The following is a 1,245-nucleotide window of genomic DNA, read 5'->3' on the forward strand; positions in this document are numbered from 1 at the left end:
GACGTACAGCAGGGCGGCCTGAAGGGCGCGGATCTCGGCGCTGATCTTCTTGTATTTCTCGGCCTGACGGGCTTCGCGCTTCAGGCGGTTCAGCGCGGTTTCCAGTTCGCGGCCGATGTCGTCGAGGCGCTCCAGATTGGTCTCGGCGGCCTTCAAACGCAGTTCGGCCTCATGCCGACGGGTGTGCAGACCGGCGACCCCGCCCGCCTCTTCCAGAATGCGGCGGCGGTTCTGGGGCCTGGCGGCGATCAGTTCGGAAATCTGGCCCTGACGCACCAGGGCAGGCGAGTTGGCGCCGGTCGAGGCGTCGGCGAACAACAGCTGGACGTCGCGTGCGCGCACCTCCTTGCCGTTGATGCGGTAGGTCGAGCCCTGGCCCCGGTCGATGCGACGCGACACCTCCAGAATGGGGCTGTCGGTGAAGGGCTGGGGGGCGCGACGCTGGGCGTTGTCGATAGTCAGCTGGACTTCGGCATGGCTGCGCGGGGGGCGGCCCGATGCGCCTGCGAAGATGACGTCGTCCATGCCCTGACCACGCATGGCCTTGGCCGAGTTGGCGCCCATGACCCAGCGCAGACTTTCCAGCACATTGGACTTGCCGCAGCCGTTGGGCCCGACAATCCCGGTCAGGCCGGATTCAATATGCACTTCCGCCGGGTCGACGAACGACTTGAAGCCGACGAGCCGGAGGCGCTGGAACTGCATGGAGCTAGAGCGTCACCGACGCAGCAGCGGGTCGATGGCGGCGGACAGGCCGGTGAAGGACACGTCCGTGACACGGCGGCCATTGACGAACAGGGCCGGGGTGCCGTCGACGCCAGCCGCAATCGCACCGTCCACCTGGGCCTTGAGCGCAGCAGCGGTGGCGGGTTCGTTGAGGCAGGCGCTGATCTCATCACGCGTGCGGCCAGACGCCGCCACGCCGCGCTCGAAATAGGGGCCGGTGCCCGTCGTCGGCAGGGCCGATTGGGCGGCGAAGAAGGCGTCGATGGTGGCGAAGAACTTGCCCGGCGCCGCGCACTGGGCCACGGCGGCCGCCGCCTGAGCCACATTGACCGGCGGCGTCGGCAGGGTGCGATAGACGAAACGCACCTCGCCCCGGTCGATGTAGCGGGCCTTCAATGCAGGCAGAACCTCATCATGCCAGTCCGCGCAATGCGAACAGGTCAGGGAGGCGTATTCGATGACCGTGACCTTGGCCGTGGACTGGCCCAGGACATGGTCCGCCGCCGTCACCGGCGGCGG

Annotated in this window: 2 protein-coding genes; both read right to left on the reverse strand. The window is 68.0% G+C overall.

The genetic code is table 11. From position 1 onward, the window contains the following. The coding region (locus QZ281_RS02025; RefSeq protein WP_292224128.1) for an AAA family ATPase at positions 1-705 on the reverse strand (705 nt) is incomplete at its 3' end. Positions 706-717: 12 nt separating this feature from the next. Continuing rightward, positions 718-1,245 (reverse strand): thioredoxin domain-containing protein (locus QZ281_RS02030; RefSeq protein ID WP_292224131.1); only part of this gene is annotated, 528 nt, incomplete at its 5' end.

This window comes from Brevundimonas sp. (assembly GCF_018608325.1).
Classification (GTDB): domain Bacteria; phylum Pseudomonadota; class Alphaproteobacteria; order Caulobacterales; family Caulobacteraceae; genus Brevundimonas.